At 61.8% G+C, this 26584-nt stretch carries 24 protein-coding genes and 2 pseudogenes; 13 read left to right on the forward strand and 13 right to left on the reverse strand.

Annotation, left to right across the window (positions count from 1 at the left end):
* Positions 1-17: 17 nt before the first annotated feature.
* The 3 genes from ACCD05_RS28155 to ACCD05_RS28165 are packed head-to-tail and all read left to right on the forward strand — an operon-like array spanning position 18 to position 3840.
* Positions 18-1595, forward strand: coding sequence for a bifunctional 3-(3-hydroxy-phenyl)propionate/3-hydroxycinnamic acid hydroxylase (locus ACCD05_RS28155; RefSeq protein WP_413396850.1), 1578 nt, complete (start codon positions 18-20; stop codon positions 1593-1595).
* 51 nt (positions 1596-1646) lie between these two features.
* Positions 1647-2957, forward strand: a complete 1311-nt coding sequence (locus ACCD05_RS28160) for an MFS transporter (protein WP_112436898.1) — start codon at positions 1647-1649, stop codon at positions 2955-2957.
* Between the two features lie 37 nt (positions 2958-2994).
* Complete coding sequence (locus ACCD05_RS28165) at positions 2995-3840, forward strand: fumarylacetoacetate hydrolase family protein (protein ID WP_111564689.1); 846 nt, start codon at positions 2995-2997, stop codon at positions 3838-3840.
* 684 nt (positions 3841-4524) lie between these two features.
* On the opposite strand, the gene ACCD05_RS28170 is transcribed toward ACCD05_RS28165, so the two are convergent.
* The 8 genes and pseudogenes from ACCD05_RS28170 to ACCD05_RS28205 all read right to left on the reverse strand — a co-directional run bounded on the left by ACCD05_RS28170 (position 4525) and on the right by ACCD05_RS28205 (position 12747).
* Entirely contained in the window at positions 4525-5805 is a 1281-nt protein-coding gene (locus tag ACCD05_RS28170; protein WP_112436899.1) for a GGDEF domain-containing protein, read from the reverse strand.
* Positions 5806-6038: 233 nt separating this feature from the next.
* Complete coding sequence (locus ACCD05_RS28175) at positions 6039-6260, reverse strand: hypothetical protein (RefSeq protein WP_111564691.1); 222 nt, start codon at positions 6258-6260, stop codon at positions 6039-6041.
* Positions 6261-6720: 460 nt separating this feature from the next.
* Positions 6721-7661: pseudogene (locus ACCD05_RS28180) on the reverse strand (DAK2 domain-containing protein); the annotation flags it as partial.
* Positions 7662-7871: 210 nt separating this feature from the next.
* On the reverse strand, positions 7872-9017 hold the full coding sequence (locus ACCD05_RS28185) for a PatB family C-S lyase (protein ID WP_111564693.1): 1146 nt from the start codon (positions 9015-9017) through the stop codon (positions 7872-7874).
* A 3-nt stretch (positions 9018-9020) separates the two neighbouring features.
* A complete protein-coding gene (locus tag ACCD05_RS28190) occupies positions 9021-9779 on the reverse strand; it encodes an SDR family oxidoreductase (RefSeq protein WP_112436901.1) in 759 nt (252 codons plus the stop codon).
* On the reverse strand, positions 9779-10705 hold the full coding sequence (locus ACCD05_RS28195; RefSeq protein ID WP_112436902.1) for a dihydrodipicolinate synthase family protein: 927 nt from the start codon (positions 10703-10705) through the stop codon (positions 9779-9781). Before ACCD05_RS28195 ends, ACCD05_RS28190 begins: the two co-directional genes overlap by 1 nt.
* Before the next feature lie 21 nt (positions 10706-10726).
* Positions 10727-12088 carry an amidohydrolase family protein gene (locus ACCD05_RS28200; RefSeq protein WP_111564696.1) on the reverse strand — a complete coding sequence of 454 codons (1362 nt, stop codon included), beginning with the start codon at positions 12086-12088 and terminating at the stop codon, positions 10727-10729.
* A complete protein-coding gene (locus ACCD05_RS28205) occupies positions 12085-12747 on the reverse strand; it encodes an aspartate/glutamate racemase family protein (RefSeq protein ID WP_111564697.1) in 663 nt (220 codons plus the stop codon). The genes ACCD05_RS28200 and ACCD05_RS28205 overlap by 4 nt, the downstream gene beginning before the upstream one ends.
* A 194-nt stretch (positions 12748-12941) precedes the next feature.
* On the opposite strand from ACCD05_RS28205, the gene ACCD05_RS28210 reads away from it, so the two are divergent.
* Positions 12942-13634: a GntR family transcriptional regulator gene (locus ACCD05_RS28210; RefSeq protein ID WP_111564715.1), complete on the forward strand. Its 693-nt coding sequence runs from the start codon at positions 12942-12944 to the stop codon at positions 13632-13634.
* A 19-nt stretch (positions 13635-13653) separates the two neighbouring features.
* Here the strand turns inward: ACCD05_RS28210 and ACCD05_RS28215 are convergent, their stop codons facing one another.
* Positions 13654-15456: an ABC transporter ATP-binding protein gene (locus tag ACCD05_RS28215; protein WP_112436903.1), complete on the reverse strand. Its 1803-nt coding sequence runs from the start codon at positions 15454-15456 to the stop codon at positions 13654-13656.
* 190 nt (positions 15457-15646) lie between these two features.
* On the opposite strand from ACCD05_RS28215, the gene ACCD05_RS28220 reads away from it, so the two are divergent.
* The 7 genes from ACCD05_RS28220 (at position 15647) to ACCD05_RS28250 (ending at position 24110) form a co-directional block, all read left to right on the forward strand.
* Complete coding sequence (locus tag ACCD05_RS28220; protein ID WP_162718187.1) at positions 15647-16504, forward strand: rhodanese-like domain-containing protein; 858 nt, start codon at positions 15647-15649, stop codon at positions 16502-16504.
* A 240-nt stretch (positions 16505-16744) separates the two neighbouring features.
* Entirely contained in the window at positions 16745-18310 is a 1566-nt protein-coding gene (locus tag ACCD05_RS28225) for an ABC transporter substrate-binding protein (RefSeq protein WP_111564700.1), read from the forward strand.
* An 86-nt stretch (positions 18311-18396) separates the two neighbouring features.
* The gene (locus tag ACCD05_RS28230; protein ID WP_111564701.1) at positions 18397-19407 is read left to right on the forward strand and encodes an ABC transporter permease; all 1011 of its coding nucleotides are present in this window, start codon (positions 18397-18399) and stop codon (positions 19405-19407) included.
* 5 nt (positions 19408-19412) lie between these two features.
* Positions 19413-20252, forward strand: a complete 840-nt coding sequence (locus ACCD05_RS28235) for an ABC transporter permease (protein WP_111564702.1) — start codon at positions 19413-19415, stop codon at positions 20250-20252.
* Between the two features lie 8 nt (positions 20253-20260).
* The gene (locus tag ACCD05_RS28240; protein ID WP_111564703.1) at positions 20261-21646 is read left to right on the forward strand and encodes an ABC transporter substrate-binding protein; all 1386 of its coding nucleotides are present in this window, start codon (positions 20261-20263) and stop codon (positions 21644-21646) included.
* A gap of 17 nt (positions 21647-21663) precedes the next feature.
* Positions 21664-22047 carry a VOC family protein gene (locus ACCD05_RS28245; RefSeq protein ID WP_111564704.1) on the forward strand — a complete coding sequence of 128 codons (384 nt, stop codon included), beginning with the start codon at positions 21664-21666 and terminating at the stop codon, positions 22045-22047.
* On the forward strand, positions 22044-24110 hold the full coding sequence (locus ACCD05_RS28250) for an SUMF1/EgtB/PvdO family nonheme iron enzyme (protein WP_413396856.1): 2067 nt from the start codon (positions 22044-22046) through the stop codon (positions 24108-24110). Before ACCD05_RS28245 ends, ACCD05_RS28250 begins: the two co-directional genes overlap by 4 nt.
* 103 nt (positions 24111-24213) lie before the next feature.
* Here ACCD05_RS28250 and ACCD05_RS28255 read toward each other — a convergent pair whose 3' ends face one another.
* Positions 24214-24486: a hypothetical protein gene (locus ACCD05_RS28255; RefSeq protein ID WP_111564706.1), complete on the reverse strand. Its 273-nt coding sequence runs from the start codon at positions 24484-24486 to the stop codon at positions 24214-24216.
* A gap of 344 nt (positions 24487-24830) precedes the next feature.
* Between ACCD05_RS28255 and ACCD05_RS28260 the strand changes: the two genes are divergently transcribed.
* Together ACCD05_RS28260 and ACCD05_RS28265 are read left to right on the forward strand one after the other, a co-directional pair.
* On the forward strand, positions 24831-25007 hold the full coding sequence (locus ACCD05_RS28260) for a hypothetical protein (protein ID WP_162718185.1): 177 nt from the start codon (positions 24831-24833) through the stop codon (positions 25005-25007).
* A gap of 107 nt (positions 25008-25114) precedes the next feature.
* Entirely contained in the window at positions 25115-25318 is a 204-nt protein-coding gene (locus tag ACCD05_RS28265; protein ID WP_413396858.1) for a hypothetical protein, read from the forward strand.
* 297 nt (positions 25319-25615) lie between these two features.
* Here the strand turns inward: ACCD05_RS28265 and ACCD05_RS28270 are convergent.
* From ACCD05_RS28270 to ACCD05_RS28280, 3 genes and pseudogenes are all read right to left on the reverse strand, one after another.
* Positions 25616-25714, reverse strand: a pseudogene (locus tag ACCD05_RS28270) (SOS response-associated peptidase); the annotation flags it as partial.
* A 24-nt stretch (positions 25715-25738) separates the two neighbouring features.
* Positions 25739-26146, reverse strand: coding sequence for a hypothetical protein (locus ACCD05_RS28275; RefSeq protein WP_111564707.1), 408 nt, complete (start codon positions 26144-26146; stop codon positions 25739-25741).
* Between the two features lie 54 nt (positions 26147-26200).
* Entirely contained in the window at positions 26201-26437 is a 237-nt protein-coding gene (locus ACCD05_RS28280; RefSeq protein ID WP_111564708.1) for a hypothetical protein, read from the reverse strand.
* Between the last annotated feature and the right edge of the window lie 147 nt (positions 26438-26584).

Consider the following 26584-nt stretch of genomic DNA (forward strand, 5'->3'; position numbering starts at 1 on the left):
TTTTTAGAGGCATGCCAGTGCATATTGAAAGCGAAGTTTCCGATCATATCGATATCCTCGTCGTCGGCTTCGGCCCGGCCGGCGCCGTTGCCGCCGGCATGCTCGGACAGAAAGGCCACCGAACTCTTGTCGTCGAGCGCCTGACTGAGATCTACGACAAGCCGCGGGCAATCGCGATCGATCACGAGATCCTGCGCCATTTCGACAATATGGGCGTGGCCGATCAGGTTCTGCCCTATGTCGCACCGTTCACCGCGTCTCAGCATTTCGGCGCCAAGGGACAACTCATCCGTCGCATCGACATGGTCGCAAAGCCCTATCCGCTCGGCTATACGCCGAGCATGGTCTTCACCCAGCCGCCGGTGGAAGTGGCGCTGCGCCGCCATGCCGAAAGCTTCGACTGCGTAACCGTCGAGCTTGGCACCGAACTGATCGATCTTGCCGATACTGGCGAAGAGGTTCTGGCCAGGCTGAAAGATGCCGCTGGTCGTGTCCGCACCGTCTCTGCGCGCTATGTCATCGGTTGCGACGGCGCCTGGAGCACGGTCCGCCAGTTGTCCGGCATGAAGCTCGAGGATCTCGTCTTCGACGAGCCGTGGCTGGTCGTCGATGTCCAGGTTCATGACGGAGCCCTGTCTAAACTTCCCTCGACATCCGCGCAGTTCTGCAATCCGGCGCGCCCGACGAGTTTCATCATGGGGCCGAACAATCATCGTCGTTGGGAAATCATGCTGTTGCCCGGCGAAGACCCGCGCGAAATGGAAAAGCAGGAAAATGTCTGGATGCTGCTGGCGCCCTGGCTTGCGCCGGAAGATGGAGAGTTGTGGCGCGCCGCCGCCTACCGTTTCCATGCGCTCGTCGCCGACGAATGGCGGCGCGGCCGCATTGCCATTGCCGGCGACGCCGCCCACCAGCAACCGCCTTTTATCGGCCAGGGCATGTGCCAGGGCCTGCGGGACGTGTCGAACCTCGTCTGGAAGCTCGACCGGGTACTCAGGCAAGAATCCTCGCCCGACCTTCTCGATACATATACCGTCGAGCGCCGCCGACACGTGCGGACGCTGACCGGCAAGATCAAGGCGATCGGCCAGAATATCTGCGAGCGCGATCCGGCAGCGGCCGAAGCGCGCGATGCGCGCATTCTTGCCGAGGGCGGCGGACAACCGTTGACGATTACCCGCCAGGATATCGTTCCGCCGATTGAGGAAGGCCTCATTGCAGCCGAGGGAACGCCGGCGAGAGGCGTCCTGTTTCCGCAGCCGTCGATCGTCGAGCCATCGGCCACGACACTGCTCGACAAGGTAACGGGTACCGGTTGGCGCGTCTTCCTCGATGGCCGCAAGATCGCGTCCGGCGAGGGGGCTGGGCTCGGCGCGCAGCTTGCGGGCCTCGCCGTGCATGCCGTCGTTCCGGCAGGCAAGGGCAATGGCGAAGCCTCCGTTCTTCAGGAGAAGGACGGGGTTCTGGCCGATTGGTTCGATCGCAATGGTGCGGTCGCCGTCATCGTCCGGCCGGACCACTACGTATTCGGCGCGGCAAGATCGCTCGCCGATCTCAACGAACAACTTTCGGATCTGCATCGCCGCCTCGCATAAGGCGCGGCGCGACCTGCTGATCATATCCTGATACGGTTCTGGGAGGAAAACATGACCGATACGGCAATCCAGAAAGGCAGTGCGTGGCGCCCATTCGCGGTTCTCGCCCTCCTTTTCCTGTTTCAAACGCTGAACTTCTTCGACAAGCTCGTCTTCGGCTTGTCGGCAGTGCCGATGATGAAGGAGTTGCAGATCTCGCCGCAGCAGTTCGGCCTGATCGGCAGCAGCTTCTTCCTGCTGTTCTCGATCTCCGGCGTACTCGTCGGCCTGTTCGTCATCGGTCGCGTGCCAATCAAGTGGATCCTGGTGGTGCTGGCGGCGATCTGGTCGCTGACGCAGATACCGATCTATTTCACCAGCTCGGTAACGGTTCTGGTCGTTTGCCGCATCCTTCTCGGTCTTGGCGAGGGACCGGGCCTGCCGACGGCACTGCATGCCGCGCATAACTGGTTCAGCCCGGAAAAGCGAAGCGTGCCAAGTGCCGTCGTTCTTCAGGGCATCAGCGTCGGCCTGCTCGCGGGCGGCCCGATCCTCACCTATATCATCGTCCAGCATGGCTGGCGCACCGGCTTCCTGTTCTGCGGCGTTATCGGCATTTGCTGGATTTTCGCCTGGCTGTTCATCGGCGGCGAAGGTCCCTATGCGGCGAGCAACGAAAAGACCGTTGCAAGCCAGCCTTCCGAGGCACCGATACCCGCCCGCAAGCTCTGGCTCGATCCAACGGTTATCGGCGTCATCATCATGTCGACTATGTCCTATTGGATCGTCGGCATGTCCGCGACCTGGCTGCCGCCGTTCCTGCAGCAGGGGTTGGGCTACAGCCAGATGGAGACCGGCAGCGTCATTTCCGCCGTCTACATCTTCCAGTCGCCACTTCTTCTGATCGGCTCCTGGATCGCCCAGCGGATGCTGCAGCGCGGCGTCAGCAAGCGCACGACGCTCGGCAGCGCTTCCGGCTATGCCCTGCTGGTCAGCGGTCTTGCCCTGATCGGTTCCGTTCATGTCAGCGGTGGGTTGCAACTGGTGCTAATCGCCATCGCCTTTGCGGCACCTAGCCTCACCACCATTTATGGCCCGATTACGCTCGGTGCCGTCGCTCCGGCCGTCCAGCGCGGCAAGCTCATCGTCGTCATCTATTCCGCCAATGCCGTGTCCGCCCTCGCATCGAATGCCATCACCGGCATGATCGTGCAGCACGCCGGCCCCGAGCACCTTCCCGAGGGCTATGCGAACGCGATGATGTTTACCGCCGCTATCCTCATCATCGGTGCGATTTCCGCCTTCGCGTTGATCTTCCCGGACCGCACCATCCAGCGTTTCGGCGAGCGCAGCCGCATTTCCGATCACATGCAGCGGGCCTGACGGCCCGCCACTTCATAGCACTCAAGGAGAAGAACGTATGAGACTGTCCACCGTCAGAATAGCCGGCCGCACGACATGGGGCGTTGTCGACCAGGAGAGCTTCCGCGATGTCGGTGCCGTGCTTGCCGGCCGTTATGCCGATCTCAAGGCAGCCATCACGGCCGGCCTGGCGGGGGTGGCGGAGGCCGCGGCTTCCGCTGCGGCGACACCCCTTGCCGATATCGAATGGCTGCCCGTCGTGCCGAACCCGGACAAGATCCTTTGCGTCGGGCTGAACTACGAGATGCACCGCCAGGAAACCGGCCGTTCGGAAGTCGAAAACCCGACCATTTTCGCACGTTATGCCAATAGCCAGACCGGCCATCTAGCGCCGATCGTGCGCCCCAAGGTCTCGACCGATCTCGATTACGAAGGCGAACTCGCCATCATCATCGGCAAGCCCGGCCGGTATATCTCGCGTGAAGACGCGCTTAACCACGTCGCTGGCTATGCCATTTACAACGACGGTAGCATTCGAGACTTCCAGAAACACACACACCAGTTCACGCCGGGCAAGAACTTTCCGGATACCGGCGCCTTCGGTCCCTGGATGATGACGCCGGATGAACTCGGCCCCTTGGGAGATCTGCGCATACAGACACGTTTGAACGGTCAGGTCGTGCAGGATGCCACCTTCAGCCAGATGATTTTCGACATCGCGCGGCAGATTGAATATTGCTCTAGCTTTACGCGCCTTGAAGCTGGCGATGTCATTGCCAGTGGCACGCCAGGCGGCGTTGGCGCCAAGCGCACCCCTCCGCTCTGGATGAAGCCTGGTGACCTTGTCGAGGTTGAAATCGACAAGCTTGGCATCCTGAGCAACCCGATCGTCGAGGAAGTCTGATTACTGGACTGCGTGCGGTCCCAGAGGATGCCGATATTCGGCATCCTCTGGGATGCATACTAATTTCAGGCGTTCAGATCTTAGCCGAAAGCTTGTCGCAAGTTCGGTTCCCATCACGCCAAGAAGGCATCAGCCTCCCGTCGCCCGAACTGCCTATCTCAGCGCTGAGGTTAAATGGCAACCAACCGGTAACTACTCACGCCCTTCAGGTAACAGTCGTGGAGGTCGGCGGAATGTAAGGATCGCGGGCTGTTGGGCCGCCCTCCTAAAAGAATTCGCGTTAAAGCTTCGCTTAGACTCGACGATAACGCTGGCGCCCTGCCTCGATCTGCTCCGGAGTGTAGGGATCGGCTGCCTCATCGAAGCGGGTCCAACCTTGCTGGATGGAGCTTACACAGCGCGCCGCGACGTCGACTGGGCGAGAGCTGTCCAAGATCGCCTGGGCATCGACGACTTTGTTTTTTCGTATCGCTACTACGAGGTTGCTCCCGACGACCAGGCATCGCACACACTGGGCGCGCCGCCATCCAGTTCTTCAACGATGGTCACAGGTCGCTCGGCGAAATAACCACCATGTTGATCGGCACCTACGTCGGAAAGTGCGCAACGCGCACCAATGTCCCCACGTCAGATGCAGTACATTAGACCGCAGGCGCCGAATGACCAACCAAAGTACGCTGGCTCTCAGGTCTTGTTAGCCTTCGGGGTGAATACAGCCACCTGATTGCGATCGCCAGTTTTTGCAGCATAGAGTGCGGCGTCCGCAGACCGCTGAAGCTGCTCGGGCGACCCCGTATCAAGGTCGTGCCTACAAGCGGCCACGCCGATACTCATGGTGACATGCGACGCAACCCGTGAGGTCGGGTTGGGGAGAGCGGCGGCTTGCACCCTGCTGCGGATGGTTTCTGCAATGATTTTCGCATCTGCCTCAGATGCCCCCGGCAGCAGGACAAGAAATTCCTCGCCTCCGTACCGCGCTACCTGATCGTGCTCGTTGCGAATGCTGCTCTGGATGATGCCGGCGACCTTGACCAGACAGCGATCGCCTTCCGCGTGCCCGAGATTATCATTCAGCTTCTTGAAGTCGTCGATATCACACATGAGCATGGCGGCGCCAAAGTTAGATCCGGTCGCTCCCTTCCAACAACGCTCGATGGTTTCAGTCATTGAGCGACGATTGGCAACTCCAGTCAGGGGATCTGTCCGCGCCAGCAGTTCGAGACGAGCATTGGCCTCGGCCAGATCCGCCAGTCGGCCGCGATCCCGCAACTCGAGCAGGAAGGTCTTCTGGGAGAGGATGGTGGCGGTGCGACGGGCGACGAGCGTCGCGGCCACGCCGCATGCGAAAAACAACGTTCCGGCCACAGCGCTTCCCGCACCAATGTCGGCGTTTCTGAGCTGGAAGAATAGGTAGAGGCCCAAAGCATAAGCTGCGATCGTCATTGACCAGCCAAGCGGTACCGGAAAGATGACGATCGCGGTGACCGCGACGAAAAGCATTATGGTCAGGTGCCGCTCGTAGAATTCGCCTCCGGAGCTGACGCCGACCAACGCAACCGACAGCAAGATCAAGAAGACACTCACCAGGACGACCGCGCCCTGTGCCCATAGGGGGCGGGGTTTCGAGAAGACGGCCGCAGCAATGAAGGCCGCGGGCGGTAGGATCAACGCGGGCAGAAGCATTGATCTGACCGTTTCGGTGGGAAGGAGGACGGCATTGAGAGCCAGCGTCAGCGCATCGAGCACAATGACCCACATCATCCAAGCTCGGATGATCTTTGAAGTCTGAGACCAAAAGCGCTCGCGAAAAAGGCGAGCGAGTTCTCCGGTAAGGCGGATCTCGCGTGTGCGTCTGGTGAGTTGCCGCTCGACTTCCTTGTCGATCTCTGGGCTCAACCTTTGAGGTGGCGTGCGCGGAAATGGCGTTGGTGGCTCGCCCGCGGCTGTTGATCTGACGGCGTCCATTGGGATGAACTAGCAAGGGCAGCGTCACAGGCAAGGGGTAGCGCGCAAACACGGTCTCCTGCAGACCCTGTATTGTCTACCGATGTTTAATCTGCCGCGGCTGCAAAATTGATAACTGTGTCGCTATGGGTCAGGGGGATGTCCGACGGTTAGCTCGGTCAAGTTCAAGGACCAGATCCACTGCCTTTGAGCGCGCGAGCGCTGGTCGGTCGGAACCGCCGGCGGATCGGGCTCTATTCGGCAGCGTAACGTACAGGGAAGACTTCGAGCGGCTCAACAGGGGCGATAATCTCGAAATCGCCGATCATGTGGTGCTCGTCGGACCCCGGCACCGCCAATGTCCAGAAATCAGGGGACTCGCCGAAGATCGTGGAAACCTGGACGATCGTCGTTCTCCCACCTGCATACTTGTTTGATCGAGCCCGGTAAAACTTGTCCGGAACCAAACTCTTCATAACGCCTGCTCCCGACGCTGTCTCTGCGTAATACCAGAAAATTCAAAGATGACTATCGCTCGTATCTGCGCTTCCACCGCAGCGTCGAGAATTCAAGCTCTCGGAAGCATTTGGCCCGCGCAAAACACGGGCCAAGCGACTTGTTTAAGGAACGGTAATGTCCCAGCTTTCGACTTGCCCGTCCTGCGGTCCTGGCCAACGTCGTAGGTGACCTTCTAACGTGTCGGGCAAATTACGAAAGTTTACCGGAGCTAGGATTGTTCTTTGCACAATGGGTCTATCGATTGCTTGAGTGCCGGGACAGGTTTTATGGTGTGGCAGATCGCCCCCGGAAATCCTCGCAGCCTTAACGGCGGGATGAAAAACGACTTCGACCGTCTCCGAACGCTGTCCGCGTTCGGCGGCTCTAGGCAATCTTAACCTGCGGTTGGAGCGCGAGAACAATCTTCGGTGCTCGGCACTAACCTTTCTCACTTGCGATGTATTTTCCGGCTACCCGCGACACCAACGCCAGAGAGACTGCACCGGCGTCAGGATGACCTATGCTCTTTTCAGCAAGCGGACGGACGCGACCAAGTTTTGGGGTCAGCGTTGCAGTCGCATCGGCGGCAGCCTTTGCCGCATCCGCTGCAGCAGACCATGCTTCGGACAGCGACTTGCGGGCAGCAGCTTCTTTCTCCAGGGTCTCGACGAAGGGCACGAGTGCGTCAACGAGGGTCTTGTCGCCCGGGCGGGCGCGGCCAAGACGGGTCACGCTGTCTAGCGCCAGACGGGCGCCTCTCACGACGGCATGCTTTTCGATTGCGGCCGTATCGCTCAAGGCGTTGCTCCACGCGCGGAGCAGCAAGCCCCAGATGGCGCCAGAGGTGCCGCCGGCGCGATCAGCCCAGGCATCGCCCGCAGCGGCCAGAACACTGGCCGCACCCGCTCCGAGCGCAACGGCTGCCCTGGCGGCATCGAGAGCTGCGGCCGAGCCGCGGCGCATCCCCTGACCATGGTCGCCGTCACCCGCAACGGCGTCGATGCGACCAAGTTCTTCTTCCGCTTCCTTCAGTGTAAGCGCGATCTCCTCGATTACGCCTGCTACGCATTTGCCCTCGATTTTGGAGACGTCGCTGGCTTTGGCAAAGTTGGCGAGTGTGTCGCTGTCGTCGAGCGCTTCCGTGGCAGGAACGGTGGTGAACGTCGCTCCGCGGCGCAGCACCGGCGTATCGCAGGCGGCCGTCCAGAGCGCTCCAGCTCATCGTCCAGCCAGAGCAGCGTCAGCGAGCAAGCCTGCATGTCGAGGCTGGTGACGAATTCGCCGGCCTCCGGCATAACGGCTTCGAGGCCGGCAGCCTCAAGCCGTGCGGCGATCGCCGTCCAGAGCACGAAGAGCTCTTCGTATTTCGTTGCACCCAGCCTGCAGCGCTTCCATAATCCTCTTGCCGTCCTCAATCGACAGGCCGAGGTCACCATCAAACAGCCGCTCCCCCCGAGATTGTCTTTCTAGGCTGTCAACCGATTGGATCGTCTCCAAGTCCGTGAAATCCCCGCAGCGAAAGGCTAGGCCATAGCCTGCGCGATGCAGGGTTTGGCTATGGCATCAAAAGCTTCGAAATTTCGCGGGGCTTAGCGCATGGCCAGCGCACGTTCCATTCGGTCGAGGCCCTCGCTAAGCAGCGATCGTGGGCAGCCGAAATTGACACGGACGTAGTCTCCGTAAGCGGCGCCGAATTCCGATCCGGCGCTGAATCCCACCTTGCCGTGTTCGAGGAAGAACGCCTGCGGATCGGGAGCGAGCCCCATGTCGCCGCAGTCGAGCCAGGCAAGAAAGGTGGCTTCCGCCTTCACAAGCCGGATGGCGGGGAAACGGGACGCCACCTGTTCGGAAAGATAGTCTCGGTTGGCCTGGATATAGCCGAGCATCTTCTCTTTCCAGGCAGAGGCATGTGTGTAGGCCGCTATCGTCGCCTCGAGGCCGAGTACGTTGACGCTGTCGACCATTCCGAGCTTCGACTGCACGAAGCGTTCGCGGATCTCTTGGTTCTGAACGATCGCGAACGCGGTCTTGAGGCCGGCGATGTTGTAGGTTTTGCTGGCGGCCATCAGGGTGATGGTACGGTTCGCCGTCTCCTCGGAAAGCGTTGCGATCGGAACGTGGCGGCGGGCGTCGAACAGCAGTTCGCAATGGATCTCGTCGGAAATGATCAGCGCGTCATTCTTTTCGCAGAGCGTGGCGATCTCGGTGAGTTCGTCTCTTGTGAATACCTTGCCGGTCGGGTTCTGCGGATTGCAGAGAAGCAGCGCGCGTGATCTGGCAAGCGCGGAGGCCAGCGGGTCGACATCCATCACGTAGCCCTGCTCGGTTGTCTTGAGCGGCACTTCGTTGCGAACCAGACCCCAATGGCCGGCTGCATTGAGGATGGGGCGGTAGACCGGCGTCTGCACCACCAGCCCGTCGCCGGGCTCCAGCATGGCCTTCAACGCCATGTTGAAGCCGGGCTCGACGCCCGGCAGGAACACGATGTCGTCTACTGTAATCGACCAATCGTATTTAGAGGCCATGTCCTCGACGATCCGGGCGCGCATCTCGTCGCGGGCGACGCCATAGCCGAGCATCGGATGTTCGAGCCGGTTGCGTATGGCGTCGACGATCTCAGGTGCCGCCGGAAAGTCCATGTCGGCGACCCACATGGGCAGGATGTCAGCCGGATACTTGCTCCATTTCGAGCTGCCAGTGCCGCGGCGCTCGTGCACAGCATCGAAATCGGTCATTGCTTACAGTCCTCTGATCATGCCGCCATCGACGCGGATGGACGATCCCGTGACATAGCTCGCCTGAGAACTCGCCAGGAATACGGCGACGGCCGCGAACTCCTCGGGCTTGCCGTAGCGGCCGACCGGAATTTCGTTGCGCGATGCTTCCTGAACCGCCTCAAGCGAGGCGCCCGTCTTCTCGGCCTTGATGCCATCGAGCTCGCGAACGCGGTCGGTGGCGATGCGGCCGGGGAGGATCAAGTTGACGGTGATGCCGTGGCGGGCGACTTCGGAGGCGAGCGTCTTCGACCAGCCGGCGACAGCGGCGCGCACGCCGTTCGACAAAGCGAGATTGGCGATCGGCTGGACGACGCCGGAGGAGCCGATGGTGATGACGCGCCCCCACTTGCGGGTGATCATGCCCGTGAGCATGGCGTCGGTGATCGAAAAGATTGAGGTCGCCATCGACTGGAAGGCGGCAACCCAGTTCTCCGAGGACTGACCGAGCGCCGGACCGGCCTTCGGGCCGCCGGAATTGTTGACGACGATATCGACACCGCCTTCCGCGTTGAGCTTCTCGATCAGCACTTCGACCGAAGCGGCATCGGAGAGATCGACGGCCACCGGAACGATGTTTTCGGTCGCCTGGATCTTGTCTGCGCCGCGGGCGGCGGCGAAGACCTTGACGCCTTCGGCCGCAAGGCCGGCCGCGATGGCGGCGCCGAGGCCACGGCTGGCGCCGAGAACGAGTGCCTTTTTACCAGAGATCTGCAGGTCCATTAGTTCAAAGCTCCTAGTTTCTTTTCCTGGCGGGCAATCAGCCGCTCGACTTCGGCCACCGCCGCTGCATTCAATGCCGCACCGGGGCGGCGCTGGGCGGCGCTGGCGATCGCGCCGCGCTTGGCCAATACATATTTGCGAACGGCGAGGCCGAGACCCGGTTGCTGCTCGTAGCGCATGAGGGGGAGATATGCGTCGAAGAGATCATGAGCCTCCTCATGCCGGCCTTCATTGCTGAGTCGGCAAACACCGGCCATCATTTCTGGATAGGCAAAACCGGTCATGGCGCCATCGGCGCCGCGCTGCATTTCCTCCGGCAGGAAGACGCCAGCATTGCCGCACAGGATCGAGACGCGTCGGCGACCCTTGGCCTCGGCGGCGCGCAGGTCGGCGATCTTCTGCAGGCCGGGCCAGTCCTCGTGCTTCAGCATGACGATGCTCGGATGTGCCTCGAAGATCGCCCCGAGGGTTTTCGAGCTGATCTGGACGCCGGTTGCCAGCGGAAAGTCCTGGAGCACGACGGGGACGTCGGTGCCGATGGTTTCGACGACGTCGCGGTAATAGGTGGCAATCTGGTCGTCGGTGCGCAGGCTGGACGGTGGCGCAACCATGACGCCGGCAGCGCCGATATCCATCACCGCCTTGGTCAGTTCGCCGATCGCGGCAAGGCCGGGCGCGGAAACGCCGACGACGACGGGCTTGCCGGCCGAGCGGGCGAGCGTCCGGCGCGTCACGTCGATCGATTCCGCCTGGGTCAGCTTCGGCGCCTCGCCCATCATGCCCAGGATCGTCAGGCCGTCGGCGCCTTTTCCATAATAGAAATCGACCATGCTATCGATGCTGGCCGCGTCGATCGCGCCGCTCTCGTCGAAAGGGGTGCAGGCGATGACGAAGACGCCCGAGGCGTCGGCTGTGATGTGTGACATGTATTCTCCTCGCTAGAACACTCAGAACCAGGCGGAATTGCCGCGGCCGACATACTGGCCGTCGCCGGGGGCATTGACGATCTCCGTCCCATCATAGGCGAGCTTGCCGCCGACATAGGTGCGGGCGACGCGAACGCTGAATTCGCGGCCGTCGAAGGGGCTCCAGCGGAGCTCATCATGGGCCTTGGACGAATCCCAGACCTGCGATTCCATCTTGAGAATGGCAATGTCGGCATCCGCGCCAACGACAAGCGCGCCCTTTTGCGGCCACAGGCCGAAGAACTTGGCGGGGCGTTCGCACAGCTGCTCGACGGTCAGCTTCACGGCATCGAAGCCGCGTATCTCGGCACCGGTGTAGAAGGCGGGCAACAGGGTCTCGAGGCCGGGAACGCCGGCGCCGGCGTCGAAGATCGATGCCGTGAACTTGTTGTCGATCGGCCAGCTCGAATGGTCGGAGCTGACGAAGGCGACACGGCCCGCCACGACGTCGTCCCAGAGCAGTTCGATCTGGCCGGGGCGGATCGGCGGGTTGACCTTCATCTTGGCGCCGAGCGCCGGGCCGTCGATTTCGGGGTCGAGCCACAGATAATGGACGCAGAGTTCGCCGGTGGCGCGATAGCCGTCCGTCAGGTAGTTTTCGACGAGGTCGAAGCCACGCGTCGTCGTCAGGTGCACGATGTGGGCGTGCGCGCCGGCGGCGGCTCCGAGTTCGAGGAACTGCGCGGTCGCGGCCATTTCGGCGGCCGGTGGTCGGCTTTCGGAATGCGCCTCGATGCCGTCGCGACCGGCGGCCTTGGCGGCGGCGATGTTGGCGCGAACGATTTCCTGGTCTTCATTGTGCACGCCGAGCGGGATCGCGGTCTCGGCCAGCGCGGTGAAGATCTCCAGCGTCTGGTTGGAGGAGATGCGCGGGAAGCGGGTCGGGCTGCTTTCGAAGGTCGAGATCTTGAAGGCGACGACGCCGCCTTTGATCAGGCCGTCGATCTCGTCGGTGGACTGGCCGGGCATGACCGTGCCGTAGAGGGCGACGTTGGTGTGGGCGTTCTCGCGGATTGCTGCGACCTTGGCGTCCAGCTTAGCGACCGAGTTGAGCGGATCGGGATTGTCGTAGGGCATGTCGACGATGGTGGTGATGCCGCCGGCAACCGCCGAGCGCGTCGTGGAGCGTATGCCCGGCAGGCCGCCATAGCTGCAGGCGTGCGTCTGGCCGTCGATGACGCCGGGGATGAGCAGGTCCGCGCCGGCGTCGAAACTCTGGGCCGCATCAGGCGCCTCGCCGGTGCCAATCGCGGCGATCTTGCCGTCGCGGATAGCGATCCAGGCATTGTCAAGCGGTCCCTCGGGCAGCACGGCGGTGCCGCGAATGACGATGTCGTAGGTCATGATGCGTGCCTTCCGTATTGCAGATCGAGAGTGGTGCAGGCGAGTGCCACGCCGGCCTGAACCGGATCGATGACGGGAATGCCGAGCGCGTCCTGCATTGCCTGGCGATAGCCGCCGAGGCCGGCGCAGCCGAGAATGATGACGTCGGCGCCGTCCTCGTCGCGCAGCAGGCGCGCCGTGCGGGCAACGGTTTCGACCACATCGCCGGCCATGAGCTGGACGACCGTCATGTCGATGGAGCGATCACCGGCGAGCCGGCCGTCGAAGCCGAGCACCTTGAGATAGCGCAGGTGGCGGTCGATCGAGGATTGGCCGAGCGAGACGATGCCGAACTTCTGTCCAAGGCCCAGCGCCGCAAGATAGGCGGCCTCGGCGATGCCGACGACGGGACGCGTTGTCGCCTTTCTTACGGCGGCGATGCCGGGATCGGAAAAGCATGAAAGAACGAAGGCATCGGCGTCGGAGACCGCGATCGCTTCGAGAATGTTGGGTATCACCTCGGCGACATGTGCGTCAGTCTCGATGCCGGGCGGGGATTTCTGCAGTTCCGTGCAACGAATGTCATGGCGGCTGGCGCCGCGAACGATGCCAAGGCACGTCTCCATCGACCGGGTGACCGAGACGGAGCTGTTGGGATTGATGACGAGAATTTCTGACAAGGCGATACCTGCTGGGGGACAGCATTGCGTCCAATAAATATATTACGTAGTATATCAGAAAAATTAGCTTGTCAAAGTTCTGTTGGCGCAGGCCTGATGATGCGAAGTGTTCGTGGAAATTGGCGGATTGCTCGCCTATGTTGATGCTCGGCTCGACGGATGACGCCGCCGAAATCGGAAACTGGAGATTGATTTTGATTAAAGCGGACACGTCGAGCGGCAAGCGTGGAAAGTCGCTGACGGAGACGGCTTATGCCGTTCTTCGCGAGCGCATCATCACCGGCGACCTGGCGCCCGGCGTGGAGGTCTCGGAGCCGGAGCTGGCCGAGCAGCTGTCGGTCAGCAAGACGCCGGTGCGCGAGGCCCTGGCGCGGCTTTGTGTCGAAGGCTTCATGGAGGCTTATCCCCGGCGCGGCTACCGAGTGACACCGGTGACGGTAAAGGACATGAACGACCTCTTCGCCATCCGTGGGATGCTGGAGGGGACTGCGGCCGCACTGGCCGCCAAGAACCTTAGTGATGCCGATCTCGATCTTCTCGATCAGCTCGCCGATGTCAGCTATGTGATCGGCGAGGAAGTCAGCACCAAGACCTTCGTCGATTCCAATCAGGAGTTCCACTCCGCGATCGCGCGCGGCTCGCGCAATCCGCGCCTCTATGCGCTGGTCATGAGCCATCTCGAGGAATGCGCGCGGCTGTTCTACATGGGCGCCCGCGTTCGCGACATCAATCCGGAGACGAATGACGACCATCATCGCATCGTGGCGGCGCTGCGAAAGCGTGATGCCGACAAGGCGCGCGACGCCGTGGTCGAGCACAACGAGAATACGCGCCAGGGGATACTGGGCGCGCTCGTCGCAACGGGGCAGGTGGGGCTGACGCTTTAAGTCGGCGCCCGTCGTCGCGTCAGGCGACCTTGACGAGGTGGCCGGGCGCCGGTTCGTCATAGCGGGCGACAGGCGGCTGGTAGTCGGCGGGCCTGATGGCGCTGCCGATCTCGCCGCCGGGTGTCGCGCGGCGGATGTGACGGCGGGCCGGATCGGCGATCGGAACCGCGCTCAAGAGCTTGCGTGTATAGCCGTGTTGCGGATTGCTGAAAATCTGCTCGCGCGTGCCGATTTCGACGATCTCGCCGAGATACATGACCGCGACGCGGTGGCTGACACGCTCGACGATGGCCATGTCGTGGCTGATGAAGAGGTAGGCGATCTTCAGCTGCTCCTGCAGCTCCATCATCAGATTCACGACCTGCGCCTTGATCGATACGTCGAGTGCGGAGACCGCCTCGTCGGCGACGATCAGACCGGGATTGAGGGTGAGCGCGCGGGCGATGCTGATACGCTGTCGCTGTCCGCCCGAGAATTCATGCGGAAAGCGCCGCGCCATATCGGCCTGCAGGCCGACGCGCACCATCAGATCCGCCACCTTTTCGCGCGCCTCCTTCGCTGTCGCGAGGCCATGCGTGATCATTGGCTCCATGATGGCATCACCGACGCGCATGCGGGGATTGAGGCTCGAAAATGGGTCCTGGAAGATCATCTGCATATGCTGGCGCTGCTTCGTAAGCTTTGCTTGGTCGAGCGCTCTGATATCCTGGCCGTCGATATGAATGGAACCGCTGACGGGCTCGATGAGGCGCAACACGGAGCGACCGGTGGTCGACTTTCCGCATCCGGATTCGCCGACCAGCGAGAGCGTTTCCCCCTCATGGATATCGAAGGAGACGTTTTCGACGGCATGCACGCGGCCGCTGACCCGCCCGAAAAGCCCCGACTTGATGTCGAAACGGGTGACGAGATTGCGGACCTCAAGGATAGGGCGCTTGCCGGTTTCGACGGTGCCGGCGATCTCGCGTTCCGGCGAGGCAACGCCCGTGTCCGTATCCGTCAGCGGCAGCGTGGCCGGAAAGGCGCGGCCGTCCATCGAGCCCAGCCTCGGAACGGCCGACAGCAGCGCCTTGGTGTAGACATTGGCGGGCGCTTTGAAAATCTGTTCGGTCTTGCCGATCTCCAGCGCGCGCGAACGGAACATCACCACCGTGCGGTCGGCTATTTCGGCGACGACGCCCATGTCGTGGGTGATGAAGAGAACGGCCATGTTCTCCTCGTCCTGCAGCGACTTGATGAGCTGCAGGATCTCCGCCTGGACGGTGACGTCGAGTGCGGTGGTCGGCTCGTCAGCAATCAGCAGCTTGGGCCGGCAGGCGAGCGCCATCGCGATCATCACACGCTGGAGCATGCCGCCGGAGAGCTGGTGCGGATATTCGTCGTATCGGCTTGCTGCGGCCGGAATTCTCACGCGCTCGAGCAGGCGCACGGCCTCGGCGCGTGCTTCCTTTTTCGAGCAGCCGCGATGGCGGATAATTGCCTCGGCGATCTGGCGCCCGACCGTCAGGACCGGGTTGAGCGAGGTCATGGGTTCCTGGAAGATCATGGCGATGTCGTTGCCGCGCACGTCCTGCATCTGCCGCTCCGGCAGCGACAGGATGTCGGTGCCGCCGAGCGTGATCTTGCCTGATACCCGCGACGTGCGCTCCGGCAGCAGCCGCATGATCGACATTGCGGTGACGCTTTTTCCCGAGCCGGATTCGCCGACGATCGCGACCGTCTCGCCCGCCGCGATGCTGAAGCTCACGTCGTTGACGACAGGCGTCCACGCGCCATTTCTGCGGAAGGACGTGGTGAGATTTTCGACCGAAAGGACTGTCAAGCGCGGATACTCCGGGTCACGGCAAAGCTGGCAGGTCGATATTGCAACGCGTCAATGGACAAATGTCAATAAAAATACCTCGTGGAATATCACGTAAGATATTTTAAACTTGCGATCTTGTTCCCAATCGACAAATCTGCCGCTGACATAGATGCAGACAGGTGCCTCACCGGATCGATCGGAGACCGACATGACAGACGCGCAGCGCCAGACCGTTTTGCTCACCCCTACTCAGCTGCAGAAGATGCGCGCATCGGGCGCCGATGTGACCGTGATCGCGGTTCACTCGATCAATCCCTATACCGGCCAGGCTTCTTTCAAGGGGGCGCGCATCGAGGGTGCGATCGATACGCAAGCCTATGAGGATTTCCAATCGCCGGCGACCGTCGAGGGCGGGCAGCGGCCTTTGCCCGATATCGCGGTGCTGCAGGCCAAGGCGCGCGCCTGGGGGCTGCGCCGCGAGAGCACGATCGTCATCTATGACGCCGATCGCGGCATGACGGCGGCGCGGGCCTGGTGGGTGTTACGCTGGGCCGGTCTTCCTGACGTGCGGGTGCTTGACGGCGGCTTCCCAGTCTGGTTGACCGCCGGCCTTCCCGTCACCGAAGCGGTTTCTCATCCAACGCCAAGCGATGTCACGCTGACTTCAGGTCACATGAGCGAAATCGGGCCGGATGAGGCGCTGCGTCTCGCCGTCGATGGCGTGCTCCTGGATGCCCGTATCCGTCCGAACTACATCGGCGGCGCGTCGCTTCCCGGCCAGCCGCCACGCGGGCATATCCCGTATGCGCTCAGCGCGCCGGCGCCCGACAACGTCACCGATTACGGCAACTTTACCGATACGGCGACGCTGAAGGAGATGTATCGCGCGCTCGGCGCCGATGGGCGGAAGCCGGTGGGCGTCTATTGCGGTGCCGGGATGTCTGCCGCGCACACGGTGCTGGCGCTGGCGTCGATCGGCATCGATGCGGCGATGTATCCCGGATCGTGGTCGGCCTGGGTGAGCGATCCGTCGCGGCCGGTCATAATGGGAGCCGACCCTGTGTGAGCTGTGGGTGGCCTGAATTTTTCGCATGAATGCTGCTATGCGGAATAATCTTTTCGCAAATGCACAATAAATAGGCCATATTCGCTACTTGTTCAAAACGCTTGCAGCCAAGGCTTTACAGCCGGAAAAGCAATGATATATTTCGTGGAATATCAGAAGGGGAAGGCCTTGATAGGCTGACAATGAGAGGCTCGGGCGACGTTGAACGCGTCCCGGCCAGACCATGAAAGGGTCGTGCGAATGAAACTGCTTAAAGGACTTGCCGCCGCGGCCTTGGTCGCCTTGCCGATCTTTTCCGGATCGGCGCATGCCCAGAGCGACGAGCAATTGAAGACGCTGGTCGTTGCCGTTCCTTCCGATCCCGTAAGCCTCGAGCCCGGCACCAACAAGGCCGAACCGATCGGCAGTGAGATCATTCTCAACGTGTTCGACACGCTGGTCGCCTGGACCGCGCCCGATTTCAAGCAGCTCGAGGGCCGGCTCGCCAACAACTGGACCGTTTCGGCCGACGGCAAGGAATTCGATTTCAAGCTGCGCGATGGCGTGAAGTTCCAGGACGGCACCCCATTCGATGCGGCCGCCGTGAAGTTCTCGCTGGAGCGCACCAAGGCCACCAACTCCTACGTCAAGGCGACCTTCGACCTCATCAAGGATATCGCGGTCGTATCGCCGACCGAGGTCAAGATCACGCTCTCCGAGCCCTATCCGGCATTCCTGTCGATCCTGGCGCAGCCGCAGTCGGCGATCGTCAGCCCGGCTGCCGTCGCGAAGTACGGCGACAAGTTCGCGGCCAATCCTGTCGGCACCGGGCCGTTCTCCTTCAAGAGCGCGCAGGCCGATACCAATGTCGTGCTTGAAGCCAACCCCGACTACTTCCGTGGCGCGCCCAAGCTCTCGCGCATCATCTACCGTGTCATTCCCGATGCCTCGACGCGGCGCCTGGAACTCGAAAGCGGCGGTGTCGACGTCGTGCAGCAGCAGGGCCAGCTCTCGGCCATCGCGGCCGAGGATATCGAAGCGCTGAAGTCCAACAAGGACGTCAAGATCATCGAGGCGTCCAGCCAGATCATTCGCCAGCTGGAATTCAACAACAGCAAGAAGGATGGCCCCTTCGCCAATATCAAGGTCCGCGAGGCGGTTGCGCATGCCATCGACTATGACGGCCTGCTGACCGGCGTATTCGGCGGCACGGCCGAACGCGTCTACGGTCCGCTGACCTCGAACAGCTGGGCGTTCGATCCGAAGATCAAGGACATGGCACCCGCTTACGATCCGGAGCTCGCAAAGAACCTTCTCTCCGAAGCCGGCGTCGATCCCTCCACCATCAACCTGAAGCTCTACAGCTTCCAGGGTCCGCTGTGGGGTGCCGTCGCTACCTTCGTGCAAGCCAATCTCGCCGATATCGGCATCACGGCAACGATCGAGCAGACCGAATTCCCGGCCTACCGCGCGCTGCAGACAGTCGGCCAGTTCGACGCAGCACTGGATGGTCGCCAGCCCTGGTACAACGATCCCGACGCGCATATCACCATCGGCTATCTCTCGTCGCTCGCCGACACCGCGATGACCTTCCGCATGCCTCAGGACAAGGCGCTTGACGACCTGATCTTGAAGGCGCAGCAGACGGTCGACATGGATGCCCGCAAGGCGCTCTATCAGCAGGTGCAGGAAGAGATCGTCAAGCGCGTGCCGGGCGCCTATCTGTTCAGCCCGAAGCTCATCGTCTTCACCCGCGCCAATGTCGAGGGCTTGGTGGTCAACAGCGCGCCTCCGCTCAACGAGTATTGGGGCGTGTCCAAGAAGTGAGGCGCATCGCGCCTTACTGACGAAAAATCGATCCGCAGCGGTTCGCCGCCGCGGGTTCTTTCCCTAGGATGTGAGTAGAACTGGGCATGGCGACCTTCATCTTGCGCCGATTGATCGCGTTGATACCCGTCATGTGTATCGTGCTGGTCATCGTCTTTTCGCTGGTGCGCTTCATTCCCGGCGATCCGGCCGTGACACTTCTCGGACCCGGAGCGACGCAGGCGCAGATCGATGCGCTGCGGGCGCAGCTCGATCTCGACCAGCCGTTTCCGATCCAGTTTCTGAATTATGTCGGCGGCCTGCTGCAGGGTGATTTCGGCATCTCGCTGAAGACCGGCCAACCGGTCGCGCATGAAATCCTGCTGCGGCTGCCGGCCACCATCGAGCTCTCGGTGCTCGCCGTCATCGTCGCCGTCATCATCGGCATCCCGATCGGCGTTCTGTCGGCCACCCGTCCCAATTCCGTCTTCGACCATGCGACCCGCGTCGTCTCGCTGGTCGGCGTTTCCATGCCCGCCTTCCTGCTGGCGCTAATCCTGCAGCTGGTCTTCGGCACCTATCTCGGCTGGTTGCCGGTCTCCGGTCGCATGAGCTCCTTCATCGTTGCCGAACCGGTCACCGGCTTCGCCATCCTCGACGGCGTGATCACCGGCAATTGGGCGGCGGCGCTGAGCGCGCTGCAGCACCTGATCCTGCCCACCGCCGTCCTCGCCGCTTTCCTTGCCGCCACGCTCGGTCGCTTCGTGCGCAACACCATGCTCGAAGTGATGGGCGAGGATTTCATCCGAACCGCCAAGGCCAAGGGGCTACGACGCGGCGACGTGATCATCCATCACGGGCTGCGCAACTCGCTTTTGCCGGCGATCACCGTCATCGGCCTGAAATTCGCCGAGATGCTCGGCGGCGCCATCCTGACGGAGACCATCTTCGCCTGGCCGGGGATTGGGCGCTACATGTTCGAGGCGATCAAGAACCGCGACTATCCCGTCATCCAGGGCACGACGCTGGTCTTTGCGCTGCTATTCGTTTTCACCTCGATCGTGGTCGACGTCCTCCACGGCGTTCTTGATCCGCGCGTCCGCAAGAAGATGAAGTGAACGCGATGTCAGAGTTTTTCAGCTTCCTGCGCAAGAACACGCTGGCCATGGCCGGCAGCCTCATCCTGCTCGCTCTCGTGCTGGTGATCGTCTTCGGGCCAATGATCACGCCCTATTCGCCGACCAAGCTAGACGTGCTGCACAAGCTTGCCGCGCCGAGCTTCAGCCACTGGCTCGGCACCGATGCCTTCGGCCGCGACGTCTTCACCCGCATCATGCATGGCGGCCGTGCGACGCTTGCGATCGGGGTCGGCGTCGTCGCGATCGCCTTCGTCGTCGGTGTCTCGTTCGGCATGCTCGCCGGTTTCGCCGGTGGGTGGACGGATAGCGTCATCATGCGCATCGTCGATGCGATCCTGGCGTTTCCGGCGCTGGTGCTGGCGATTGCGCTCGCGGCGGCCTTCGGCCCGAGCCTTGAGAACGCGATGCTCGCCGTGGCGATCACGCTGGCGCCGCAGTTCGCCCGCGTCGCCCGCAGCCAGGCGCTCAGCATCTCGGTGAAACCCTATGTGGAAGCCGCGATCTCGCTCGGCCTGCCGACGCCGCGCGTGCTTTTCCGCTATGTGTTTCTGAACGGCCTCGGGCCGCTCCTGGTGCAATCGACGCTGGCGCTCGGCAGCGCCATCCTGCAGACCGCGAGCCTCGGTTTCCTCGGCCTCGGCGCCCAGCCGCCGATGGCGGAGTGGGGCGCGGATGTGTCGGCCAACCTACAATTCGTGCGTGGTGCCGCCTGGGTGGCCCTGGCGCCCGGCATGGCGATCCTGCTTGCCGTGTTGTCCTTCAATCTGATCGGCGATTCCCTTGCGGACTGGTTCAATCCACGCCGACGCAGCGAACTCGACTGAGGCCTATAATGTCCACACTGACGATCAGCCTCGAGAAGGTCGATTTCCTGCCGCCGACGCGGGTGACAGACGATACCAGCGTGCTGACGCTGAAGAACCTGGTGTTCGAGCCGCTGTTGAAGTGGCACGACGGACAGGTGCTGCCGGCGCTGTTTTCCGATTGGACGCATAGCGACGAAGGCCGCGAGTGGCGGTTTTCGATCCGCGAGGGCGCGACCTTTCATGACGGGAAGCCCTGCGTCGCGGGAGATGTCATCGCGTTCATCGACGGAATTCTCGAAGCGGTCGATACGTTCGGGATGAAGTGGTCCTACGCGCGCTATCTCGCCGATGCCGTCATCACTGCCGAAGGCGACACCACCGTCGTTGTCCGCAACCCCCATGCCTTCGCCGATATTCTCGACATTTTCTCCGAGTTCTACATCTGCCGCTTAGCGCCCAATGGGCAGCCGATCCTCGGGACCGGGCCATTTCGCGTTCGCTCGTTCGAGCCCAAGGCGAAAGCCGTGCTTGAGCGTGTCGCCGGGCATGCCGAGCCGCGCGAGATCGTTGCCATCGTCGAACCCTCCGCCGACAAGCGTCTTGAGATGCTGACGTCAGGCGCGGTGGACGCCGCCCTCAATCTCGAGCGCGTCGATGAACGTCTTGAGATGGGCGACCGCTTCCAGTGGGGCAAGGCGGTCAATACGCTGTCGGTGATGTTCTATCTCAATTGCCAGGCGGGCGTCTTCCGCTCGCCTGAAGCGCGGCTTGCGGCCAATCTCGCGGTCGACACCGCCCGCATCGCGGACGAGATTTTCCACGGCCTCGCCGTGCCCTCATCGAGCATCGTCAGCCCCTATCATCTCGGCATGGCGAGCGCCGGCCTGTTTCCGATCCCCTATGATCCCGCGCGCGCGCGCGCACTGCTTAGTGAGGTGGAGGGCAGCAAGCGCGTCAAGCTGCGCACACCGACCTTCATGCCGGAGCGCGCACCCGAGGTCAGCCGGTTGGTGGCGGCATCGCTGGAGGCCGTCGGCTTCGAGGTGGAAATCGAGATCGAGACCGACCGGCCGGAATATGCGCGCCAGATCGGCCGCAAGGAGATGGGGGATCTCGCAATCTTCGATTCCTCGCCGCACAGCACCTACCGCATCTTGAACGACAAGATTTCCAGCATCACCAAGGCCGTGTGGTGGCAGGGCTATGACGACGCCGAGGCCGAACGCCTGATCGCAGCGGCCAATGCCGCCGTCGAGCCTGCGGCTCGCGAGGCTGCCTATGCGGCGTGCCTGACCCATCTCAACGCCAATCCGCCCTGGCTCTACCTCGTGCATCCGGTCGATGTCTTCGCCGCGCGCAAGGAGATTGCCGGCCTATCCATCGATCACAAGGGCACCTTGAGCATCGCCTGAGCCTGTGAGGACAGACCATGAAAAACGACTATTCGATCACCTTCTTCTACTATGACGACATCCATGCCGTGGTCCCGTTCTACGAACAGACGCTCGGCTTCGAACTCGTTCTCGACCAGGGCTTGGCGCGCATCTATCGCATCGCCGAGAACTGCTATTTCGGCATCGTCGATGGCAATCGCGGCCATCTGAAGCATCAGGAAAAGAGCGCGGTGCTGCTGACGATCGTTTCGCAGGATGTCGAAGGCTGGCATTCGCGGCTGAAGGAAGCCGGCGTCGCCGGACAGTCCGAGATGCTGCGCGGCCGATTCTGCGAGCATTTCTTCTTCGAGGATCCGGCCGGCTACGCGATCGAGATCCAGCGTTTCCACAATCCCGACGTTGCAAAGCTGTTTCAATGACCACCCCGAACAAAACGCTGCTCGACCCCGCGTTTGACGCTATCCTTGCGGAAGCGAAGGCCTTTGGTCAGGTGCCGCTGCTTGGCTTGCCTGATGGCTCCGTGGCGGATCTCGCGACGGGCTACATCCCGCTACTGGTCAACTTCACCTTCGAGGACAAAGACGCGAAGGGGCTGCGCAAGCTCAAGGATCAGGCTGAACCCGAGCCACCAGTCCATTTTACGGCGCTGGAGATGGTTCGCGACAATCCGGCGATCATCCTGACCGGCGAGACCGGCAGCGGCAAGACGAGCTTCGCCCGCAACCTTGCTTCCCGGCTGTCCGTGGGCGCATCGGCCTTGCGGCCACGGCCGGTACCGCGAAACGATCTTGGAGCCGTGCATGAGGAGCGCTGGGACCTCGATAATGTCATTCCTGTCTACATGACCGTCACCGGTCCGCAGACATTCGGCGATCTGCTCGAACAGACCGGCACCCGCGCGGTGTTTGACGATCAGGCGCTCGCGGACGCCGGTATCACCATTCTTGTCATCCTCGATGCAATCGAAGCCGCTGGCGCGGAAGGTCCGCGTCTGCTCGCCGAGGCGCTGACGTTCCAGAAGACCCATCCTCGGGTGCGGTTGCTGGCGCTCGGCGAGAGCTCCAGCGTCAAGAGCTGGCCGCTGCCGGCGGACTGCGTCCGCTACGATCTCTTGCCGCTCCTGAAAACCCAGCGTATGGATGCGGCTGCCCGACTGGCGGGGCTCGACCTTGTCCAGTCAAACGTTGCGCTTGGTGCGGCGGCCGGCAACCCGGCGCAGTTTGCCATGGCGATGTCGGCCGGGGACGCCGGTAAGACCGCCGAAGCGATTACCGATCGCTGGGTGGCGCGGATCGCCGGGGACGAGAAGACGGCTAGCCTCCTCTGCGGCCTGGCATTCGATGCGCTCAGTGGAAAGAACAACGATCCCGCGCTGTTTCCCGTCACCCGCGTGCGCCAATTGCTGGCGGCGCGGCATCTGGCATCGGAGCCAGCCGACAAGGCCGTGCTGCCGTTCCAGACGCACCCGGTGCTCTGGGCACCGGTTCTGCGGGGCCTTGCCAACCGTCTTTCCGGCACAGAGGCCGCTGACCTGCTCATCGGAGCGTTGCTGGCTGGCGAGGGCGACGACGTCCTGCGCGGCGCGCTCCTTGCCGCCGACCTTGTGACCGAGACCAGCGCACTTCGCGGCTGTATTGCAGCACATCTGCTCGCCATCGTGGCTGACGGAATGCTATCGGCGCCGCAACGGGAACAGGCGGCCCGTATCCTCTCGCGTTGGGGCGATCCGCGTGACCTGCAGGCGCTGGCCGAAGTTCCCTCGGGAAACTTAACCTTCGGCTCAGACACGCATCCGAATTCAGCGCCGCCGCATCCATTGACGGTCGGTGCGTTCAAGATCGGCATCTACCTCGTCACGAACCGCGACTATGGCGGCTTCATCGAAGAGACCAACCGCCTTTGGCGTAGCCCTGACGGCTTTGCCGAGGATCGCCGCAACGCACCTGCGACGGATCTGACTTGGCGCGATGCGCGCGCCTATTGCGACTGGCTAACCGAACGCTGGCGTGCCGAGGGACGCATCTCGCCGGACGAAGCCGTGCGCCTGCCGACGGAGCCGGAATGGGAGCGCGCGGCGCGCGGCGATCAGCCCGATAATAGGCCCGAAAAGATCGTCTATCCCTGGGGAACAGAATGGCGGGACGACGCCTCCAATTCCGAGGAGGCGGGGTTCAACACCACCTGTGCCGTCGGCCTATTCCCGAAGGGCAAGTCACCATACGGCTGCTATGACATGACGGGTCAGGTCTGGGAGTGGACGACGACGCTTTGGGGCGATGACATGGCAACGCCGCATTACAAATACCCCTACGCCGGCGACGGCCGCGAGGCGCCGGATGCAGGACCATCCATCCGTCGTGTGCTGCGCGGCGGTTGTTTCTCCAGCGGCAAGCTTAAGGCCTGCTGCACCTATCGCGGGAGCCTGGAACCGGACGGTTTTTGGCGGGGCAATGGCTTCAGGATCGTGGTCGCACGAGCCTGAGGTTGAGTAGGTGGTCCGTATGCCCGTAACAGTTCCTCATGAGCTACGTGCGGCTGAAGTGTGTGAGCCGGAGCTCGTGGTCCGCAACCTAAGCCAGCACCACTCAGCGTGCCACGGCAAGCTCAACTCCACGCCATCGGCTGCTGCTCACAAGCGACAGGATGCCTTCGAGAGGAAGCGGGTTCGAAAAATCTTCCCTTTGCGCAAGCTGTCCGGCGATGTGCTGGACGGTGCCGTTATATGGTGCCGCTATGCCATGCAGGCGGCCGAGCATGACGATCTCGACATTTAGGAAGTCGACCTCGTCAGATGCGACACGGGTAAAACTTCGCCAGGTGGATTGCTGGCCGGGATGGATGTCGCTGTTCTCAGCCACCCGCAGTTCGAAATATCAATGTCGCGCTCGGATACCGCGGCAAGCCTATAACCGACTGCCTGAAGTGGCAGCCCCCGCCTCTTCAAATTTGGCTTCGCCGAGGAGTCCAATCGATGGCAGGATCAACCGACACCAGACCGCCGGCTGGATCTCGTCGATGGAAACTTTGATCTGAAAGGCGCTTGCGGGCTTGAACCCGGGGGAATGAACAAGGTCGGAAGGAGATCGTCAAGAAAGCTGCTCGACGCTATTGCTGGGATCGGCTCTCTCCGATAGCAACCTGCCGACTTGTGCAGTCGCCGATGCTCACTATCTCTGGTGTGGGCCTGAGTTGGAGCATCGCCATGAATCAAAGCGCGGCCGATATGCTGTTGGAAGTCGGTATCGAAATTCTTCCGCCGGAACGAGAAGACAACTGCACATCGGACGCAACAACCTGTCCCTGCTGTCAAAAGTTGCGCCCGGCATCGAGCATGGATGAGATGGCTGTGGGATTTGTGATGAATGCCTGGCGCCCCTGACCTCCAGCCGAGAAGAGCTTTCTTCTGTTCCTGCCTCATTTGAAGCCGCGTTTGCGATACTACTCGACGACTATGTTGACGGAAATTTTGGCGGTCGAGCATAGAGCGTGACCGTCAAGCGATCGCGGGATGGAAAACGGACTTGGCTTTATGGCCAGGAGCTTGGCGGAAAAGATATTATCAGCTTCAACCTCTATCGATTTGCTGGATCTGGCCCGATGCTGAAGTGGTGCGAAACGTCATCCGCCAAGGTGATCGAATCCGTTCTCGGCATCGAGCCGAGTACGCAGAAAGCTGCGCCTACATCATAAATAATGGACCAAAAATGAGCAGAAAGTTTTCATTGCATTGCAACATGCGCATGGCTGCATTGCGATCTGAACGCTAGCGATCGGGGCAGTCTCTGGTATCTTTAGGGCATCGAAGTAATGCACTTCCTCCCGCATAGCTTCGTGTTCAGGCGACCCACTCCTCCTCCCAAGGGGCGCCTGACGGAACGGCGGCATTCCTCCTCCCAGCCGTTGTTCAATTCTTTTGAAAAGCCTGCCGCACCTCCTCCCGCGGCAGGCTTTTTCGTTTCCGACAGATTCATGTTCGGAGATCAGACGTCAAAGCAGGGTACCCTGTTCCACCGGCTCTCCGGATTTCGACACGATCGTGGATCCGTACCGTTTGCGTGAAGAACTGATGAGCGCGTCATTCGGGAGGTACGCGGCCGTCAGATGGAATGTCTAGAAACCCAAAAGCTGTCGGCGGCGGTCACCTTTGCGATATCTGCACAGGCCGAGGCCGCTGAATCGGCGCGATCGCGGGCTGCGGCGAAGGGTCGATCTCGCCAGGCCCTCCTCTCCAACCTGCTGATCGTTTTCGTCCAAGCTTTTTAGCGCGTCGATGATCTCGTCATAGGTGACGGCTTTATCCGCGCCATGATACAGCCGGAGACCGGGCGTGGACTCGATCGCAAACATATCGGAAGCCCACGACGCGAGGAGGGCGCGTTTTTCATCTTTGCCAATCTCAACCGCAGCAAGGACCTCACGCGGATGGCCAAAATGTTTCGCCGGATGAAGAAGGTGCGCGGCGCTGATGGCCGCTGCCGCCTTCTCCGGTATCGAATTTTCCAATCGTTCCTTTCTCATAGCTTGACCCCGTTTGATGCCAGGTCGATGTTTGGTTGCATTTGGCGCCTGTGGTTAGAGCGCCCGGTGATCGAAGAGGCCTCTCGCGGCCTCGACCATTGTTTTTAGATGGCTCGGTTCGTGAACACCTTGCCTGTACAATTCCACTGTGATGGCCGCCATCCGTTCTGCTTCTTCGGATTGCTTAATGACTCCAGTTCTCGATCGAATGTCATCGAAAACCCGCTGACAGACCGCAAGATCACGGCTGTCGAAAGACGTCGACGAAGGTTTTGTTATTGCTTGAGCCATTCTTCCACCTCCTAATCGAAGGCTCGCCCCGAGAGGCTAGGGCGAGCCTTCCCAATCGCCTGCTTAGAAGTCCATGCCAGCGGCGGCCGGCAGAGCAGGAGCGGTATCCTTCCTAGGCTTTTCAGCGATCATCGCTTCCGTCGTCAC

Origin of the sequence: Rhizobium sp. Rhizsp42, from assembly GCF_047304155.1 — a bacterium.
In the GTDB taxonomy this organism is placed as follows: domain Bacteria; phylum Pseudomonadota; class Alphaproteobacteria; order Rhizobiales; family Rhizobiaceae; genus Rhizobium.

What these genes read in the sequence shown, in the direction of transcription:
- ACCD05_RS28160 (WP_112436898.1), top strand. Translation starts at nt 1,647, where the DNA reads ATGACCGATACGGCAATCCAGAAAGGCAGTGCGTGGCGCCCATTCGCG.
- ACCD05_RS28165 (WP_111564689.1), top strand. Translation starts at nt 2,995, where the DNA reads ATGAGACTGTCCACCGTCAGAATAGCCGGCCGCACGACATGGGGCGTT.
- ACCD05_RS28170 (WP_112436899.1), bottom strand. Translation starts at nt 5,805, where the DNA reads ATGGACGCCGTCAGATCAACAGCCGCGGGCGAGCCACCAACGCCATTT.
- ACCD05_RS28175 (WP_111564691.1), bottom strand. Translation starts at nt 6,260, where the DNA reads ATGAAGAGTTTGGTTCCGGACAAGTTTTACCGGGCTCGATCAAACAAG.
- ACCD05_RS28185 (WP_111564693.1), bottom strand. Translation starts at nt 9,017, where the DNA reads ATGACCGATTTCGATGCTGTGCACGAGCGCCGCGGCACTGGCAGCTCG.
- ACCD05_RS28190 (WP_112436901.1), bottom strand. Translation starts at nt 9,779, where the DNA reads ATGGACCTGCAGATCTCTGGTAAAAAGGCACTCGTTCTCGGCGCCAGC.
- ACCD05_RS28195 (WP_112436902.1), bottom strand. Translation starts at nt 10,705, where the DNA reads ATGTCACACATCACAGCCGACGCCTCGGGCGTCTTCGTCATCGCCTGC.
- ACCD05_RS28200 (WP_111564696.1), bottom strand. Translation starts at nt 12,088, where the DNA reads ATGACCTACGACATCGTCATTCGCGGCACCGCCGTGCTGCCCGAGGGA.
- ACCD05_RS28220 (WP_162718187.1), top strand. Translation starts at nt 15,647, where the DNA reads ATGACAGACGCGCAGCGCCAGACCGTTTTGCTCACCCCTACTCAGCTG.
- ACCD05_RS28225 (WP_111564700.1), top strand. Translation starts at nt 16,745, where the DNA reads ATGAAACTGCTTAAAGGACTTGCCGCCGCGGCCTTGGTCGCCTTGCCG.
- ACCD05_RS28230 (WP_111564701.1), top strand. Translation starts at nt 18,397, where the DNA reads ATGGCGACCTTCATCTTGCGCCGATTGATCGCGTTGATACCCGTCATG.
- ACCD05_RS28235 (WP_111564702.1), top strand. Translation starts at nt 19,413, where the DNA reads ATGTCAGAGTTTTTCAGCTTCCTGCGCAAGAACACGCTGGCCATGGCC.
- ACCD05_RS28240 (WP_111564703.1), top strand. Translation starts at nt 20,261, where the DNA reads ATGTCCACACTGACGATCAGCCTCGAGAAGGTCGATTTCCTGCCGCCG.
- ACCD05_RS28245 (WP_111564704.1), top strand. Translation starts at nt 21,664, where the DNA reads ATGAAAAACGACTATTCGATCACCTTCTTCTACTATGACGACATCCAT.
- ACCD05_RS28250 (WP_413396856.1), top strand. Translation starts at nt 22,044, where the DNA reads ATGACCACCCCGAACAAAACGCTGCTCGACCCCGCGTTTGACGCTATC.
- ACCD05_RS28260 (WP_162718185.1), top strand. Translation starts at nt 24,831, where the DNA reads ATGAATCAAAGCGCGGCCGATATGCTGTTGGAAGTCGGTATCGAAATT.
- ACCD05_RS28275 (WP_111564707.1), bottom strand. Translation starts at nt 26,146, where the DNA reads ATGAGAAAGGAACGATTGGAAAATTCGATACCGGAGAAGGCGGCAGCG.
- ACCD05_RS28280 (WP_111564708.1), bottom strand. Translation starts at nt 26,437, where the DNA reads ATGGCTCAAGCAATAACAAAACCTTCGTCGACGTCTTTCGACAGCCGT.